A 16394-nucleotide genomic window follows, 5' to 3' on the forward strand; every position below is an offset into this window, starting at 1 on the left:
GCCATTCTAAAGGCCTTACTGAGTGTAAAGCAAGAACGCGTTTTGAAATTGATTTTCTTTTAATTTTTTTAATACTTCGTTTGCATGAGGGGTATCTTTTATTGGCCCTAAATGCAGTCTGTAAATATCGTCTTTTTGCACAATATTTGTTGGTAATTTGTATTGCTCTCGCAATGTGCTGGCAAGTGCTTCAATATTAGCAAGTGTACTACCTGCAGCTACCTGAATATAGGTTTGACGCGCAGTTGCGCCCGCAAGCGTAACGGCCTCTAGCTTAACCTTTGCTGTACCATGGGTGTAGTAGCCAAGCTTATAAGCGGCTGCGTACGAAAGATCAATTATTCTATCGTCATGAAATGGGCCACGGTCGTTCACGCGTACGATTACCGATTTACCATTTGCTGTATTGGTTACTCTAACAAAGCTAGGTAGTGGCAGCGTTTTATGCGCTGCGGTCATGGCAAACATATCATACGTTTCACCATTTGAGGTGTGATAACCATGAAATTTACGACCATACCAAGAGGCAATGCCTTCCTCACTATAACCCGTCTCATCAAGCATGGGCGAATAGCTTTTACCAAGCACTGTGTATGGGCGGCTAGCGCTAGCACTTTTAGTGGTTTCGGTAACTATAGCGTCTTGCATTTCAAGCGTAGTAGGAGCTCTTAATGGCGCTGCATCATGACGCATACTATAACGGCTACTTGGCCCACTACTACAAGCACTTAAAAGCAAAATTAATAACGTGGTAAATATAAACTGATTCGTGTGTCGCATTATTTTAAAAGCATCCTTTTATCTGTCGCGATTGACATAATAATGCCAAATCCTGCCATTAACGTCACCATCGATGTACCACCATAACTAATCAGTGGTAAAGGTACGCCTACAACAGGTAATAAACCCGATACCATGCCTATGTTTACGAATACATATACAAAAAAGGTGAGGGTGAGTGCGCCTGCGAGCAATTTACCAAATGCATCTTGTGCATTAACAGCAATGTATAAACCACGACCAATAATAAATAAGTACAGGCTAAGTAAAACACATACGCCGAATAAGCCAAATTCTTCGCTTAAAACCGAAAATATAAAGTCGGTGTGGCGCTCTGGCAAAAACTCTAATTGCGATTGTGTACCAAGCAACCAGCCTTTACCTTCTATGCCGCCTGATCCAATAGCAATTTTCGATTGAATAATATGATAACCCGAACCAAGCGGATCGCTCTCAGGATCTAAAAAGGTGAGTACACGTTGTTTTTGATAATCGTGCATACCGTAGTGCCAAAATGGCCATGCAGCAAGCGCTATAATCGAGCTTAAAAAGCCTATTAAACGCCAACTCAACCCAGACAAAAATAATACAAATATACCTGAGCTTGCAATAAGTATAGCGGTACCTAAGTCGGGTTGTTCTTTAATTAATAATGTAGGGAGCATTACAATCATAAAACCAATAATTAAATGTAGCGGGCGAGGTGGTAAGTGGTTTCTACCTATATACCAAGCTACCATCATCGGGACAGCCAACTTCATTAATTCTGCAGGTTGAAATCGTGTCACCCCTAAATTGAGCCAACGCTGCGCGCCTTTTGAGCTTACACCAAATAAAAGTACACCGACTAGCATTAATAACCCAACACAATAAAGTGGGATCACTAACCGCTTTAACGTGGCAGGCGAAAACTGGGCTAAAACAATCATAGCAACAATCGCACCGCCCATGCGGGTCATGTGCCTTATCATCATAGAAGACTCTTGCCCGCTTGCGCTGTAAACAACCATTATGCTGCCAGCCATCATTATAAGTAGTGCAATAAGCAGCGGTAGGTCTAGGTGCATACGCATCCAAATAGAGCGTTTATCGTGCAAAGCGGTCATGGTGTCTCGTTCCTTGCAAGATTAACAGGGTTGGCTGCAAAGTAGTAATCCATAAGTTGGCGAGCAATTTGAATGCCGCCGTGGTTGTTTTCTAACACAACAGAAACAACAATTTTAGGATCGCTATAAGGTGCAAAGCCTACATAAATTGTATTATCGCGTTGGCGCTCTTTAAGAGATTCTGCATCGTAGCGTTCACCTTGGGCAATACTAACTACTTGCGCGGTACCGGTTTTACCAGCCGAGTCGTAGTTAGTCCCTTTAAATGCTTTGTGGGCTGTGCCTGATATTTTTTGTACTGTATTATGCATTGCATCTAACGATACCTGCCAATGGCGCGGATCTTTTAAAATAACAGGGGGTTTTTCTTCGTTGTTAATTTGCGTTATGTCGTTATCTTTTATTATCACTTGCACCAAATGAGGTGGATGATTAATACCACGATTAACTAATATGTTAGTTGCATTTGCAATTTGAATAGGTGTGGCAGTCCAGTAACCTTGGCCAATGCCTACAGAAATTGTGTCACCGCGCCACCAAGACTCTTTAAAGCGTCCTTCTTTCCATTCTTTTGAAGGTAGAATAGCAGTAGTTTCTTCGTGAATATCAATACCTGACAAATCACCGTAGCCAAAACGGGCCATAAAATCGCTTATTTTAGTAATGCCTAATCGATAAGCCGCATCGTAAAAATAGGTATCACACGACTCTTCAATCGCTTTATATACATCTACATGACCATGGCCCCAACGTTTCCAATCTCGCCATTTATGTTCAACATTTGGAATTTGAAAAAAGCCAGGGTCCCACATTGATGTTGATTCATTTACTATATTTTCTTCAAGTGCTAATACAGCCATTAAGGGTTTTACCGTAGAGGCAGGCGCATAACGACCTTGCGTAGTACGGTTTATTAATGGCCGGTCTTGGTTAAGCAGCGCTTTATAATTTTTGCTGCTAATGCCGTGTACAAATAAGTTTGGATCGTAACTTGGGTTTGAATAAAGTGCCAGCACGCCGCCATCTTTGGCGTCCATAACTACAACAGCGCCACGCATATCTTTAAGCCCATGCTGTGCAATTTGTTGCAAGCCAATGTCTAAGGTAAGTACTAAGTCACTACCAGGTTGCGGTTGGGTCATGCTTAGAGTGCGAATTACACGGCCACGGTTATTAACTTCTACCCGTTGTGAGCCCACTTTACCGTGCAATGTCTCTTCATAGTATTTTTCTAATCCGAGCTTGCCAATATCATATGTAGCACGGTAATTGGTTGCACGATCTTCTTGTTCTAATTGGTTTAGCTCTTTTCTATTAAGCTTGGCAACATATCCAAGCGCATGCGTTAGCGTGTCACCAAATGGGTAGTAGCGAGCCAGACGTGCCTCAATGCTAAAACCAGGGAATTTATGTTGATTAACCGAAAATTTCGCCACTTCAGTTTCGTCTAAGCGGGCTTTTAATACTTGTGATTTAAAACGACGGGTGTGTTTTATATCTTTTAAAAAGTCTTGTTTATCTTGCTCTGTAATCGCAATTATTTTACTTATTTGATCAAGCGATTCGTCAAGGTCATCTACCTCTTCGGGGATGACTTCAAGGTTGTAAACAGGTTTGTTTTCAGCAAGTAGCACACCGTTACGGTCGTAAATTAAACCACGGTTGGGTGCAATAGGAATAACTTTAATGCGGTTATCGTTGGAGCGGGTTTGGTAGTCTTGGTGATCTTCTACCTGAATAGTATAAAGATTAGAAAGTAATACAGCGACTAATCCTAATACAAAAACAAAACCCACGAATGCTCGCCTAGCAAATAAGTTTGCTTCTGCGGAGTGGTCACGAATAGTGGGTCTATGTTTTAGCATGGCAAGGGGTTACTCGCGATGATAAGGATGGTTATTATTTAAGCTCCAGCCTCGGTAAAGGCTCTCTGCAACAATTATACGCACCAAAGGGTGCGGCAATGTTAAATTAGATAACGACCATTTTTGCTCAGACGCTGCAATGCACTCTGGAGCAAGTCCTTCAGGTCCGCCAATAAGTAAACTTACATCGCGGCCATCGAGTTGCCATTTTTCCATATTTTTAGCAAGTTGGTGAGTATCCAGCGCTTTCCCTGTTACCTCTAACGTTACAATACGATTGCCTTTTGGAATAGCCGCTAATGTTTTTTCACCTTCAATGTGTAAAATACGCTTTATATCTGCATTTTTACCACGTTTACCGGCTGGAATTTCGATTAACTCTAGCGCCATATCTTTAGGGAAACGGCGCTGATATTCTGCAAATCCCGTTTCTACCCATGCTGGCATTTTAGTACCAACAGCAATCATTTGTATTTTCACGTATTACTTCCAAGCATTGTCTAAAATGAGTGAGCGTTTAGCCCCACAGTTTTTCTAGATCGTAATAGCTACGTGCTTCGTTTTGCATCACGTGTACAACCACATCACCTAAATCAACCAGTGCCCATTCGCCGTCGCCTTCACCTTCATAACCTAGTGGCTCTGAATCTGCATGACGCGCTTCTTTTGCTAAGTGATCGGCAATTGACTGTACGTGGCGTTTAGAAGTACCAGAACAAATTACCATGTAATCTGTAATATCTGATGTTTCAGTTACGTCAATATGAACGATGTCACGCGCTTTCATATCGTCAATTTTATCCATTGCAAAGGCGAGTAGTTGTTTTGAATCCAAGGTTTTGTCTCAATTTAAAAATTTAATGGCGCGCATTTTAACACGCTAGGAGTTTTTAAGCATCAATTTGATAGAGCTGATGCACTTCTATGTAATGACTCACTGCATCGGGCAATAGTTCATTCTTTTTATTACTTTTTTTTAGCTGCTTGCGAATAGTACTTGAGGCCGCATCGAGCATTTCACCCGGTAAAAAATAAAGTTTACCTGCAAGTGAGTGTTTAAGTGCCGCTACTTCGGCAGCATTTGCGTGTTGCATATAGTTTTTGAGCTCACCTTTTACAGTGCAATGTTGAGCAGGGCGCTGGAACACCACAATATGGCAAAGCTGTGTTATTGCCTTCCACTCAAACCACTTATCTAGGTTGTTAAATGAGTCCATTCCAATTAAAAATAAAATAGGCGTAGTGGGGTGCTCTTTACGAAGTTCTTGCAAACTAAGTAGCGAATACGATGGACCAGCTCGGTTAAGCTCTCTTAAATCGAGTTCAAAATGAGGATAAGGAGCAATAGCTGCGTTTAGCATATTAATTCGATGCTGCGTACTAATACCCGGCGCTGCTTTATGTGCAGGTAATGCACAGGGCATAAAGTAAAGCGTATCTAAATTAAACGCATTAACGCATTGCTGCGCCATATTTATATGGCCTAAATGGATTGGGTCAAAGGTACCACCAAAAATTGCGATCATTTAACACCCATTAGCTATTTATTAATTAGCCGTGTGGCACGGCATAGGAATGTTGAGCGGCTGGCAAAATTTAATACAAATATGAGCAAGCGCTTGGTAAGGTGCAATTAAATTACCTTGCTTGTAACTGGCATCAAACAATGCAACATCACTGTTTATTTGTTCTAGTGTGTGCATGTTTAAACGGTTAATTGCGTTTTGAACTGGACCTTGTTGGTTTTTCCAAATTGCTTTTTGTTTAAATAAATTAGCGATAGGTTCGCCATTTAATAAACCAAGTTGCACACTTATAAGTGTATTAAGCTCTTTGGTTATAGCCCACAAAATACTCACCACTTCGGTGTTATCGCTGGCAAGTTTGTTTAATACTTTTATAGCTTGTTTGGCGTGGCCATTTAATAGCGCATCGCTTAAATCAAAAATATCAAACTTGGCTTGGTTTAACAGACCTTGCATTACTAATTGCTGAGTAATTAATGCATTGCCGTGCAGTAGCGAGAGCTTTTCAAGTTCCTGAAAACAGGCTAACAAGTTGCCTTCGGTGGCATTTATTAAGCTTACTTTGGCGTCGCTTTGCATATTAAGTGATAAACGTTGGCATTGCTCATCAAGCCATCGTTTTACATGAGAGCCCGTAAGCGGGTAGCAAGGTACAAATACACCTTGCTTATCAAGAGCTTTAAACCATGCTCCACGTTGTACTTCTTGGCTGGCTTTAGCGCCTTTAACAATTAAAATAGTATCGGGATTAACCAGCTCAACTACTTTTTTAAAGGTGTTGCTGCCAATAACGCCTGGCTTTTGTTGGTTTAAATCAAGCTCAATAATAGTGCGGGCGCTAAACAGCGACATACTTTGGTACTGGGCTATAATTTCTTGCCAATCGAATCCTTGCATTAAAGTAAACTTAATTACTTCATCAAAACCTTGTTGCTTAGCAGTGTCGCGAATTTGTTGTACGCACTGCGCTTCTTGAAAAGGCTCTTCTCCAAATACTAAATAAAAGGGCTTTAGCCCTTTATTTAATTCACTCGGTAGTTGATTAGCGTAACAGCGCATTATAGTTGCGACAGCTCTCTAACAATACGACGACTGGCTTGCTCACGAATTTCGCTAATGAGTAGCTCAAGCTCTTTTGCTTTTGCTAATGCGTGATCCGGGTCGTCTTGGTAATTACGATAAAGCTCAAAGCGTTTTTCTATCGCTTTTTCGCCTGGGCGTTTAACCACATACGATACGCCATAAGCGAGCTCGTACTCAGCAACCTGTCCATTTTGAAATAACGAAAGAGTTTGGCGTTCGATAGTCTCTTTACGTAAATATAATTGAGCTTTATCTTTAGCTGACGATACTAACTCTACATTACTCGCTTTAAGTTCTTTTTTAAGCTCAGTGAATAAAGTCGATTTTTCGTCATCGCCTACAAGTGTTAGCTGTTTTAAGTTATCAGGCAGGCTAGAGGCTTTTTTTAAATGAAAACCACAGCTTGATAACAAAAAACAGACTAGCACTAAGGCTAGTCCATTTTTAATGGCGTTAAATGCAGCCATATTAGTTAGCTACCACGTTAAGTAGTTTGCCTGGTACGTAAATGATTTTACGAATGGTTGAGCCATCAGTAAATTTAGTTACGTTAGATTCTGCAAATGCAAGGGCTTCTACTTGCTCTTGAGTTGCATCAGCTGCCACTGTTAACTTAGCGCGAAGCTTGCCGTTTACTTGTACGATGATTAGTTTTTCATCTTCAACAAGTGCAGACTCGTCAACTTTTGGCCATGCAGCATCTAAAATCTCGCCTTTTTTGCCAAGCTCTTTCCAAAGCTCATGCGATAAATGCGGAGTAATAGGTGCAAGCATAATAACTAATGCTTCAAGTGCTTCGTTAGCAATCGCTACATCTTGTTTGTCGCTCAGTGGTGCTTTTAATAACTTATTAGAAAGCTCCATAATGGCTGCAATAGCGGTGTTAAAGGTTTGACGACGTTCAACATCATCAGTCACTTTAGCAATTGCTTTGTGTAAGTCGCGACGTAGTACTTTTTGCGGGTTAGTTAGCGCTGATTTATCAAGTGCTTGGTAACCTACTGTTTTAACGTCTACCGCGTATTTCCATACACGTTTTAAGAAACGATGTGCGCCTTCAACGCCTGAGTCTGACCATTCAAGCGTTTGCTCTGGTGGTGCTGTAAACATCATAAATAAACGCACTGTATCTGCACCGTATTGGGCAATTACTTGTTGTGGGTCTATACCGTTGTTTTTAGATTTGGACATTTTACTCATGCCTGATGAGAATACCGGCTCACCGTCTTCTTTATGCCATGCTTTAGTTACGCGGCCTTTGTCATCGGTTTCGGTATTTACATCGCTTGGCGAAATCCATACATCGCCGCCTTTTTCATCTTTACGATAAAATGTTTCAGCAAGCACCATACCTTGACAAAGTAAGCGGTCGAACGGCTCGTCTGAATTTACTAAACCAAAGTCACGTAATAATTTATGGAAAAATCGCGAGTACAATAAGTGTAAAATAGCGTGCTCAATACCACCAATGTATTGGTTTACTGGTAACCAATAGTTAGCAGCCGCTGGATCTAGCATGCCTTCGTCGTAGCGTGGGCTACAGTAGCGTGCGTAGTACCAAGATGATTCCATAAAGGTGTCAAACGTGTCAGTTTCGTGAAACGCAGGTGCGCCATTTACTGTTGTTTTAGCCCATTCAGGGTCTGCTTTAAGAGGTGACGTTACACCATTCATTACCACATCTTCTGGTAAGCGAACTGGTAGCATATCTTCTGTTGCAGCAAGTTCTTTACCATCTTCATCGCTAAGCATTGGGATTGGAGAACCCCAATAACGCTGACGGCTCACACCCCAGTCACGTAGACGGAAGTTTACTTTACGCTCCCCAACACCGAGTGCTTCAAGCTTGTCGGCAATAGCTTTAAACGCAGCGTCAAAATCAAGACCGTCAAATTCACCTGAATTTACAAGTACACCTTTGTCGGTAAATGCTTCTTGCTCAAGGTTTACTTCAAGATCTGAGCCTTCAACCGGTGCAATTACTTGTTTAATATCTAGGCCGTAAGCCGTTGCAAATTCAAAATCGCGTTGGTCGTGTGCAGGTACCGCCATAACAGCGCCTGAGCCGTAATGCATTAATACAAAGTTAGCGACCCAAATTGGTACTTGCTCGCCCGTTAATGGGTGAGTTGCGTAAAAGCCTGTTGCTATGCCTTTTTTCTCCATTGTTGCCATGTCTGCTTCGGCAATTTTGGTGTTTTTGCATTCTTCAACAAACATTGCAACAGCATCGCTATTTTTAGCGGCTTCTTGTGCAATAGGGTGACCACCAGCAACAGCAACATACGTAACACCCATAAAGGTGTCTGGACGAGTTGTGTATACACTAAAAGTTTCGTTATTATCGGTGCGTTTAAATTCAATATCACACCCTTCAGAGCGGCCAATCCAGTTACGCTGCATTGTTTTAACTTGCTCTGGCCAATCTTCCAACTTGTCTAAATCGTCAAGTAGTTCTTGTGCGTAGTCGGTAATTTTAATAAACCACTGTGGAATTTCTTTTTGCTCAACCACAGCGCCTGAACGCCAACCGCGACCGTCAATAACTTGCTCGTTAGCTAATACTGTTTGATCCACTGGATCCCAGTTAACCGTCGACATTTTTTTATACACTAAGCCTTTTTCGTAAAGCTTAGTGAAAAACCACTGCTCCCACTTGTAGTATTCTGGATGACATGTCGCAATTTCGCGATCCCAGTCATAACCAAAACCTAATTGCTTAAGCTGTGTACGCATGTAATCAATATTTTCGTATGTCCACTTAGCAGGTGCTGTTTTGTTTTTAATAGCAGCGTTTTCTGCAGGTAAACCAAACGCATCCCAACCCATAGGTTGCATTACGTTTTTGCCTTGCAGGCGCTGGAAACGAGAAACAACATCACCAATGGTGTAGTTACGTACATGACCCATATGCAGTCGACCACTCGGATAAGGAAACATAGAAAGGCAATAATACTTTTCTTTGCTCTCATCTTCAGTGACTTTAAATACCTGGTTTTCTTCCCAGTAGCTTTGTACTTTTGACTCTATATCTTGCGGGTTATATTGCTCTTGCATCTATGGTTCCAGACTTCTTGCAAACTAATAAAAAATTGCCATTAGGATACCCCAAATAAAGTGCTATTCACAGCGTCAAAAACGCGGTTTTGATAAATTCTAACCTTCAGTTCAGGTTAACCTATACTTATCTAAGTTATAGGGTGATTTAACAGCAATTTTGAAGGAGTAAAAAATGGCAGATTATAAAGCATGGCTTGGCGATTTAACCAAATGGCTAAAAGATGTAAAAGATCATGAAGTAAAAGACGCAGTTACTCGATTTGTTGAATCTGAGCAGGCACTTAAAGATTTAGGGCAAGAAAGATACGCTTTATATAAAAGTTATTTACAGCGCGATATAGAACATGTCCAAGAAAACGAATCGCACTATAATTCGCTTGCATGGCAAGAGCTTAAAGAATCATTATGGTTTGAGCTTTCACACATAGAAGATAAAACTCAGCTTGAGTGGCAATCTCTTAGTCAAGATTTTAAGCACAATGGTGTGTATCACGCAGGCGAATGGATAGCCATGGGCACATTAGTATGTAAGAATTGCACCCATAGTTACGATGTTTATCACGCGACACAAATTACACCGTGTATTGAATGTGATGGAATCTATTTTAGTCGTAAGGCGCTGCACCCTTAAATATAAGTATTAAGTGGCTGCTGGCCACTTAATACGCCCAAAGGCCAGCGAATATGTTGGTAAAAAAAGAAGTTAGAATGACGAAAAAATTGCTGCCACTATCTGTTTCAAAGCTCGCACCGAGTATTTCTACTAATCACGTACATACGTGTATGAGCAATCCATACCCCGAGCAACTAACATTTATAGGCCAACAACGCGCCCAAAGTGCCTTAGATTTCTCTTTAGGGATGGAACTACCTGGTTACAACGTTTATGTAATGGGCGAGGCTGCCCATGGGCGCTTTACGCTTGTTAAAGATAAACTTAAGCAACATGCAAAAGACCGCCCAACCCCAAACGAATGGTTATACGTAAATAATTACGATGACCACAGAGAGCCTATTGCGCTGTTTATGCATGCAGGGCAAAGCAAGCAACTTAGTGACGACATAGATTCATTTTTAGATGAAGTACTCGACACATTTCCTGCTGCATTTGATAACCCAGGATACCAACGCAAAAAAAAATCAATCGACCGTGAATTTAACGATGCCTACGACAGCGCTATTACCGCAGTAGAAATTGCGGCATTTGAGCAAAGTGTTGCATTAGTTGAAGAAAAAAATTCAGTAGGGTTTGCACCGCTAGTAGATGGTAAACAATTAAGCGACAGCGAATTTGGCGAACTTGAAGAAACGTTACGCGAAGAGTTTTTTGAAAAAATTGAAAAGCTAGAAGATGCATTAATAGAAGCGTTAATTGAGCTGCCACGCTGGAAGCGCGAATCAAAAGAAAAACAGCGTAATCTTAAAAAGTCGACTGCAGAGCAGGCCACAAAACCGCTTTTAAAAGACTTAGAACATAAATATGCAACTCATATTGGTGTACTGCGTTATTTAAAAGATATACGCGTTGAAATTATAGACGCGGTACTTGAATGGCTCGATGACGAAGACGAAAGCGAAGAAAGCAAAGAAGACTTTGATCGTAAAGGCATGCTTACCGACTTTTTTGCACCTAATATTTTAGTTGAGTTTAAAGAAGACGATGCAGCACCCGTGGTGTACGAGCCCAATCCAACATTTGGTAATATATTTGGTAAAATTGAGTATTCCACATCGCAAGGGTCTTTAATTACCAGTTATCGCTCCATTCAGCCGGGCGCATTGCACCGTGCTAATGGCGGTTATTTAATTATGGATGCTGAAAAGGTAATGGCTAACCCTCAAGTGTGGGATGGTTTAAAACTTTCGCTTAAAACGCATCAAATTAAAAACGACTTACCGTATCAAGATAGCTCAGTAGGTAGTAGTTTTACACTTCGCCCGCAGCTTATACCGCTTGATGTAAAAATTATTTTATTAGGCTCGCGCGAACTGTATTACACCATAGGTGAATACGATGAAGAGTTTGCAGAGTTATTTAGAGTATTAGCTGACTTTGATTACTACTTACCAAGTAGCGATAAATTACAGTACCAATTTATAACTAAAGTTACCGAGTACTGCGAGCAAACATTAAAGTGCACTACCACACAAGCAGCTATGGTGCGTTTACTTAAGTTTAGCTACCGCCAAGCAGAGCATCACAATAAGCTTTCTGCGCGCTTTGCTGATGTACTTGAATTAGTTGCAGAGGCAAGTTACTACGCAAAGCAAGACAAGTTAGCCGTTATTGATGCGCATCATATTGATGAAGCCATTGAAGGGAAGCAATACCGTACCGGCCAAATTAGTGAAAACATGCTAAGCGATATAAAAGAAGGTCATACACTTATTGCAACCGACGGCCAAGCCATTGGTAAAGTAAATGGCTTAACCGTATTACACATTGGCGATACCTCATTTGGTACCCCTGCGCGTATTACGGCAACGGTTTATGCTGGCGCCGATGGCGTAATAGATGTTGAACGTGAAGCCGAGCTTGGTAAAGCAATTCACTCAAAAGGTGTAATGCTACTAACCGGTTATTTAGGTAATAAATACGCGCAGCACTTTAGCTTAACGCTTAGCGCTAATATCGCTATTGAGCAAAGCTACGGTTATATAGATGGCGATAGTGCATCTTTGGCTGAGTTGTGTGCGCTTATTTCGTCTATTACAAGCCTACCTATTAGCCAATCAATTGCGCTTACGGGCTCTATTAACCAACATGGTGATGTACAGGCTATTGGTGGCGTAAACGAAAAAATAGAAGGCTTCTTTAAACTGTGTAAAATGCGTGGTTTAACAGGTTCGCAAGGCGTTATCATCCCTAAATCAAATCAAGTTAACTTAGTGCTTGATGACGAAATACTTAATGCAGTTGAAGCGGGTAAATTTAATATTTACGCAGTTGAAACCGTAGACCAAGCGCTTAATCTGTTAATGGATATAGAAGCTGGCGATATTATTGATGACCAGTATCCAGAAAACTCAGTAAACGGAATTGCGCTTGCTCGCCTTAAAGAAATTGCCGACATAGTAAATGGCGATAACGATGACGAAAAAGACGAAGAACTAGATAACGAAAAAGGTTAATAATGATCAATATAATTTTGGCGGTGGTTATCGCCATTTTTTGTTTTTTAATATTTCAAAATAGTAAAAAAGCAAAACAACAAGCAGGCATAAATGCACAAATAGGGGCAGATTACTTAGCCGCTAACGCAAAGGTAGAAGGTGTAGTAGAAACGACTTCTGGCTTGCAGTATAAAGTAATCCATAAAAGCGAAAACGAAAACACACCAACCCCCAAAAGTATGGTTAACGTGCATTACCACGGCACACTAATCGACGGCACTGTGTTTGACAGTTCAGTAGAGCGTAAAACACCTATTAGCTTTGGTTTGCACCAAGTTATTAAAGGTTGGACTGAGGGCTTACAACTTATGAGCCCAGGCGATAAATACATTTTTTATGTACCGTACCAATTAGCGTACGGCGAAAAACGGGTAGGGAGTATTCCTCCTGCCTCAGTACTTATATTTGAAGTAGAGTTACTGGCAATTGAGTCTTAGTGATCAAATAACAAGGAAGTAAATTATGAATAAAGACGAATTACTTAAAATAGCTAGGGGGGATATTAACTTTACCTTTCAATCTATTATTTATGCATTAGCGCTGTGCTTACTCGTTGCAGCTGTTTTTTTACTAGAGATGAGCGTTAACCTACAAATGGGTTTAATAGTTTGTATTATCGGTGTGTTTGGAATGACTATTTATAATAATTTAAATACTCGCCTAAATGCGGCGCTTGCACTTATTGCGCTCTCACAAGATAAGCAAAGCATTAAGTAAGCAACGAGTTAGTTTAATAGATTGGTATAAGCCCTACTTTAATAAAGTGGGGCTTTTTGCTTTTAGCTAACAATAAAATTTACTCAAGAATTTTAATACGAGGTCGATACCTATAATAGTTACAAAGCTATTTTAGGGATAAAATAATGAAGATTTTAGCGGCTCCCATTGCATACCAAGTACACAGCTCAAATACTCAAACTTTAGCGCAATCAGATAAACTACCTGTTGAAAAAGCGAGTGAAGAAAAGAGCGAGGAAGAAAATGAGGAAGAGCCAAAATATGTGTTATCAAAGTTTCTAGATACCAAAGCGCAAGAATATAGTGAAGATAACGCTACGTTTGGCAATCAATATAAAAACCTAGAAAAAGTATACAAGCACTTCACTGGGCGAGTTATTGCGCTGCAAGAGCAAATTAATAAACTTAAACAAAGCCCCGTACAACGTAGTTTAACTATAAACACTACTGCAAGTGAGCTAAATAAAAGTGATGCGAGTTTAACTTTAGATGCTGACCACCTAGGTGCAAAAAAATACAAAAACACGCAACAGCAAGAGCAAATAGATATGTTAGAGCTGCAATTAGGGGAGTTAAAGTCAGAGCAAGCAGCAATAAAACAACAAATGGTTGAGCTGGTTATTAGTGAAATGAAGAGACGGGGCGACGACTATACTATTTAGCGCCGCCAACATGCTGGTGGGCTTCGGCTTCTCTTTTTTGTTTACCCCTCAATAAAATATAATTAAAGTTTAAAACTCCCAGCTATTATTTGCTAAAATCTCTTCAGTCGAACCTATTTGTTTTCTCATGAGCTATAAACTAAGACCTTACCAGCAAGAAGCCGTAGAACGCACCGTTTTACACTTTAGAAAGAGTAATGATCCTGCCGTTATTGTACTACCAACCGGCGCAGGTAAGAGTTTGGTTATTGCTGAACTTGCGCGTATAGCTAAGCAAAAAATATTAGTGCTTGCTCATGTAAAAGAGCTGGTAGAGCAAAATTCGCAAAAATATAAAAGTTTTGGTTTAGAGGCGAGTATATTTTCAGCAGGCTTAAAAGAAAAATCATTAAACCATCAAGTAACCTTTGCCAGTGTGCAATCACTTTCCCGTAATTTAAATAAATTAAATGAGCATTATTCATTACTTATCATTGATGAATGTCACAGGGTAAATGGGGATAAAAAAAGCCAGTACGGTAAAGTAATAAACAGTTTAAAAGAGTATAACCCTCACTTAAAAGTATTGGGTTTAACAGCAACACCTTATCGGTTAGGAATGGGGTGGATATACCACCACCATTATCATGGTTTTGTTAAGGGTACTCAAGAAAGTCCGTTTAAAAGTTGTATTTTTGAATTGCCGCTCAGGTATATGATAAAATATAATTATTTAACGCCACCTAACGAAGTTGATGCTGCAATTAGCCATTATGATTTTTCGTCCTTAGATAGCAATGCATTTGGGCAATATACGACTGATGACATGAATGCGCTTTTAAAAAACAGTGAGCGCGCAACGCAGGCTATATTACAGCAAGTAATTCAATACAGTGAAGAGCGCGAAGGTGTTATGGTTTTTGCCGCCACGGTAATGCATGCCCAGGAAATATTAAGCTACTTGCCAGCTCATCAAAGTGCACTAATAACAGGTGATACGCCAAACACCGAGCGCGATAAAATCATTAAGCAATTTAAAGCTAAACAATTAAAGTATTTAGTTAATATTTCGGTACTAACTACAGGGTTTGATGCGCCACATGTCGACTTTATAGCTATTTTAAGACCTACAGAATCGGTTAGTTTATATCAACAGATTGTGGGGCGAGGTTTAAGGTTATCTGAATCGAAAACGGATTGCTTAGTAATAGATTATGCTGGCAATGGTTTTAATTTATTTCACCCAGAAGTAGGTGATAAAAAAGGCGATAGTGATAATGAACCTGTGCAGGTACTTTGCCCTGGTTGTGGGTTTGCGAATATATTTTGGGGTAAAACAGACTCCACTGGCAAAGTAATAGAGCACTTTGGCAGGCGTTGCCAAGGCCTGTTAGAAAATGATGAAGGTACAAAAGAGCAGTGCGATTATCGTTTTAGGTTTAAAGAATGTGAGCAGTGCGGTGCCCAAAATGATATTGCTGCACGTAAATGCCATGATTGCGGCGCGGTAATGGCCGACCCTGATGATAAGTTACGCAATGCATTAAACTTAAAAGACGCACTTGTGCTTCGATGTAGTGGGTTATCGGTAACTCTAATTAAAGATGAACTTATTAAAGTAACGTATTTTGATGAAGATGGTGCAAGTTGCGATGAGGTATATAACCTCGCAAATAAGGGCGGGCAATTTATATTTAATAAGCAATTTGGTCTACGAGTAGGACTTGGACAAACACCTATTAATTTTAAAACTGCAGCGCAAGTAGTAAGCGCACAATTTGAATTAGTACCACCAGATTTTGTTATTGCACGAAAAAGCAAAAAGTATGGTTGGAAAGTGGCTGATAAGCTATTTGACTATAAAGGCAATTTTAGGAAGGCAAATCAGTTAAGCCGTTAAGCTTAACTGATAGAGTACATTGGACTAAAAGGCAATTAAGCTTCTTCACCGTCCATTAATCCCCAGCCGTCACCATATCCATTAAAGCTATTAGCAATGCTTTCAATGTATTGCTCAGCTTGGCCTAAAAGGGTGTGCTCTGGCACCATTTGTACTTGAGTGATTACTTCCCAAACGCCAGTGTCTTTACATTTTTCAAGTTCAGCCTTTTGAACTAATGCATCAGAGACTATTTCTTTAGCAAATTTTTCAGCATCGGCTTCTTGTTCAAATAAAATAAAAAAATCGACTTGGTGCATTTTATTTAAATCAATGCCAGCAGCGGCTATTTCGGCTAAAAGTTGGCCGTTATCATCATCAGGGAATTGCATTAAAAACTCATTTAAAATTAATTTTTTATTCGTAGGCACTATTGTAACTAAAATATTGTCTTAACGCGTACTAATTTTAATTATGCTGATATTTATTCAAAGCCTAGATTCAAATTGTAAGTGCATAACTTGTTTTGGCTAGATTAAGTG

16 protein-coding genes are annotated in these 16394 nt (G+C 40.2%); 6 read left to right on the forward strand and 10 right to left on the reverse strand.

Translation table 11 applies throughout. The annotated features are described in order from the left end of the window. Positions 1-15 precede the first annotated feature (15 nt). From GQR53_RS12045 to leuS, 9 genes are read right to left on the reverse strand one after another with little or no spacing between them, the layout of a single operon-like run. Positions 16-780: a septal ring lytic transglycosylase RlpA family protein gene (locus tag GQR53_RS12045; protein WP_165744028.1), complete on the reverse strand. Its 765-nt coding sequence runs from the start codon at positions 778-780 to the stop codon at positions 16-18. Next, on the reverse strand, positions 780-1886 hold the full coding sequence (rodA, locus tag GQR53_RS12050; RefSeq protein ID WP_165744029.1) for a rod shape-determining protein RodA: 1107 nt from the start codon (positions 1884-1886) through the stop codon (positions 780-782). Before rodA ends, GQR53_RS12045 begins: the two co-directional genes overlap by 1 nt. Beyond that, positions 1883-3751, reverse strand: coding sequence for a penicillin-binding protein 2 (gene mrdA / locus GQR53_RS12055; RefSeq protein ID WP_165744030.1), 1869 nt, complete (start codon positions 3749-3751; stop codon positions 1883-1885). The genes rodA and mrdA overlap by 4 nt, the downstream gene beginning before the upstream one ends. Before the next feature lie 9 nt (positions 3752-3760). Continuing rightward, on the reverse strand, positions 3761-4231 hold the full coding sequence (rlmH, locus tag GQR53_RS12060; protein ID WP_002958522.1) for a 23S rRNA (pseudouridine(1915)-N(3))-methyltransferase RlmH: 471 nt from the start codon (positions 4229-4231) through the stop codon (positions 3761-3763). A gap of 37 nt (positions 4232-4268) precedes the next feature. Continuing rightward, complete coding sequence (gene rsfS, locus GQR53_RS12065) at positions 4269-4586, reverse strand: ribosome silencing factor (protein ID WP_002958523.1); 318 nt, start codon at positions 4584-4586, stop codon at positions 4269-4271. Between the two features lie 55 nt (positions 4587-4641). Further along, complete coding sequence (gene nadD / locus GQR53_RS12070) at positions 4642-5277, reverse strand: nicotinate-nucleotide adenylyltransferase (RefSeq protein WP_165744031.1); 636 nt, start codon at positions 5275-5277, stop codon at positions 4642-4644. A 21-nt stretch (positions 5278-5298) separates the two neighbouring features. Beyond that, positions 5299-6336 (reverse strand): DNA polymerase III subunit delta, encoded by a 1038-nt coding sequence (gene holA / locus GQR53_RS12075; RefSeq protein ID WP_165744032.1) that lies wholly within the window; start codon positions 6334-6336, stop codon positions 5299-5301. Continuing rightward, on the reverse strand, positions 6336-6827 hold the full coding sequence (lptE, locus tag GQR53_RS12080) for an LPS assembly lipoprotein LptE (RefSeq protein ID WP_165744033.1): 492 nt from the start codon (positions 6825-6827) through the stop codon (positions 6336-6338). The genes holA and lptE overlap by 1 nt, the downstream gene beginning before the upstream one ends. Before the next feature lies 1 nt (position 6828). Continuing rightward, positions 6829-9417 carry a leucine--tRNA ligase gene (leuS, locus tag GQR53_RS12085; RefSeq protein WP_165744034.1) on the reverse strand — a complete coding sequence of 863 codons (2589 nt, stop codon included), beginning with the start codon at positions 9415-9417 and terminating at the stop codon, positions 6829-6831. A 175-nt stretch (positions 9418-9592) separates the two neighbouring features. Here leuS and GQR53_RS12090 point away from each other — a divergent pair, with 175 nt between their 5' ends. The 6 genes from GQR53_RS12090 to GQR53_RS12115 all read left to right on the forward strand — a co-directional run bounded on the left by GQR53_RS12090 (position 9593) and on the right by GQR53_RS12115 (position 15873). Further along, positions 9593-10051, forward strand: a complete 459-nt coding sequence (locus tag GQR53_RS12090; protein WP_002958528.1) for a hypothetical protein — start codon at positions 9593-9595, stop codon at positions 10049-10051. 77 nt (positions 10052-10128) lie between these two features. Next, positions 10129-12552 carry an AAA family ATPase gene (locus GQR53_RS12095; protein WP_240917466.1) on the forward strand — a complete coding sequence of 808 codons (2424 nt, stop codon included), beginning with the start codon at positions 10129-10131 and terminating at the stop codon, positions 12550-12552. Positions 12553-12554: 2 nt separating this feature from the next. Next, positions 12555-13031 (forward strand): FKBP-type peptidyl-prolyl cis-trans isomerase, encoded by a 477-nt coding sequence (locus GQR53_RS12100; protein ID WP_165744036.1) that lies wholly within the window; start codon positions 12555-12557, stop codon positions 13029-13031. Positions 13032-13056: 25 nt separating this feature from the next. Continuing rightward, positions 13057-13311: a hypothetical protein gene (locus tag GQR53_RS12105; RefSeq protein ID WP_165744037.1), complete on the forward strand. Its 255-nt coding sequence runs from the start codon at positions 13057-13059 to the stop codon at positions 13309-13311. Between the two features lie 146 nt (positions 13312-13457). Further along, positions 13458-13994, forward strand: a complete 537-nt coding sequence (locus GQR53_RS12110) for a hypothetical protein (RefSeq protein ID WP_165744038.1) — start codon at positions 13458-13460, stop codon at positions 13992-13994. A 127-nt stretch (positions 13995-14121) separates the two neighbouring features. Next, complete coding sequence (locus GQR53_RS12115) at positions 14122-15873, forward strand: DEAD/DEAH box helicase (RefSeq protein WP_165744039.1); 1752 nt, start codon at positions 14122-14124, stop codon at positions 15871-15873. Between the two features lie 35 nt (positions 15874-15908). On the opposite strand, the gene GQR53_RS12120 is transcribed toward GQR53_RS12115, so the two are convergent. Then, on the reverse strand, positions 15909-16244 hold the full coding sequence (locus GQR53_RS12120) for a ribonuclease E inhibitor RraB (protein ID WP_165744040.1): 336 nt from the start codon (positions 16242-16244) through the stop codon (positions 15909-15911). Positions 16245-16394: the final 150 nt, after the last annotated feature.

It is taken from the genome of Pseudoalteromonas sp. Z9A6, from assembly GCF_011378805.1.
In the GTDB taxonomy this organism is placed as follows: domain Bacteria; phylum Pseudomonadota; class Gammaproteobacteria; order Enterobacterales; family Alteromonadaceae; genus Pseudoalteromonas; species Pseudoalteromonas distincta.

Bases quoted from the DNA above. Each gene is read 5' to 3' on its own strand.
- nadD (WP_165744031.1), bottom strand. From the start codon at position 5,277: ATGATCGCAATTTTTGGTGGTACCTTTGACCCAATCCATTTAGGCCAT.
- mrdA (WP_165744030.1), bottom strand. From the start codon at position 3,751: ATGCTAAAACATAGACCCACTATTCGTGACCACTCCGCAGAAGCAAAC.
- GQR53_RS12095 (WP_240917466.1), top strand. From the start codon at position 10,129: ATGACGAAAAAATTGCTGCCACTATCTGTTTCAAAGCTCGCACCGAGT.
- GQR53_RS12120 (WP_165744040.1), bottom strand. From the start codon at position 16,244: ATGCAATTCCCTGATGATGATAACGGCCAACTTTTAGCCGAAATAGCC.
- GQR53_RS12045 (WP_165744028.1), bottom strand. From the start codon at position 780: ATGCGACACACGAATCAGTTTATATTTACCACGTTATTAATTTTGCTT.
- leuS (WP_165744034.1), bottom strand. From the start codon at position 9,417: ATGCAAGAGCAATATAACCCGCAAGATATAGAGTCAAAAGTACAAAGC.
- GQR53_RS12105 (WP_165744037.1), top strand. From the start codon at position 13,057: ATGAATAAAGACGAATTACTTAAAATAGCTAGGGGGGATATTAACTTT.
- GQR53_RS12090 (WP_002958528.1), top strand. From the start codon at position 9,593: ATGGCAGATTATAAAGCATGGCTTGGCGATTTAACCAAATGGCTAAAA.
- GQR53_RS12100 (WP_165744036.1), top strand. From the start codon at position 12,555: ATGATCAATATAATTTTGGCGGTGGTTATCGCCATTTTTTGTTTTTTA.
- GQR53_RS12110 (WP_165744038.1), top strand. From the start codon at position 13,458: ATGAAGATTTTAGCGGCTCCCATTGCATACCAAGTACACAGCTCAAAT.
- lptE (WP_165744033.1), bottom strand. From the start codon at position 6,827: ATGGCTGCATTTAACGCCATTAAAAATGGACTAGCCTTAGTGCTAGTC.
- rodA (WP_165744029.1), bottom strand. From the start codon at position 1,886: ATGACCGCTTTGCACGATAAACGCTCTATTTGGATGCGTATGCACCTA.
- GQR53_RS12115 (WP_165744039.1), top strand. From the start codon at position 14,122: ATGAGCTATAAACTAAGACCTTACCAGCAAGAAGCCGTAGAACGCACC.
- holA (WP_165744032.1), bottom strand. From the start codon at position 6,336: ATGCGCTGTTACGCTAATCAACTACCGAGTGAATTAAATAAAGGGCTA.